1 pseudogene is annotated in these 285 nt (G+C 68.4%); it reads left to right on the forward strand.

What is annotated here, in order from left to right:
• A pseudogene (locus EXE42_RS17700) lies at window positions 1–285 on the forward strand (ATP-dependent helicase); the annotation flags it as partial.

Genomic DNA, 285 nt, shown 5'->3' on the forward strand with positions numbered 1-285 from the left:
ACGCACCTCGGCATCGACGAGCGGATCACGGGCTCGACGCGGATCCTCGACGACGAGCTGATCGAGGCCGAGCGGTTCCGCGAGTTCTTCGGCGGCTTCCGCGACGACCACCCGGAGCACGCCGACTTCTACCGCGTGCTCTCGTCGCCGGACGAACTGCTCGACCTGATCCGGGAGCTCGCCTCGAAGGGAGTCTTCCCCGCCGCGGACGGCTGGTACCGCGACGGCGAGTCTCACCTCGACGGGGACTTCGAGGCGTTCAAAGAGCGGTTCGACGCGGCGAAC

It is taken from the genome of Halorubrum sp. SP3 (genome assembly GCF_005435195.1).
Lineage (GTDB): Archaea > Halobacteriota > Halobacteria > Halobacteriales > Haloferacaceae > Halorubrum > Halorubrum sodomense.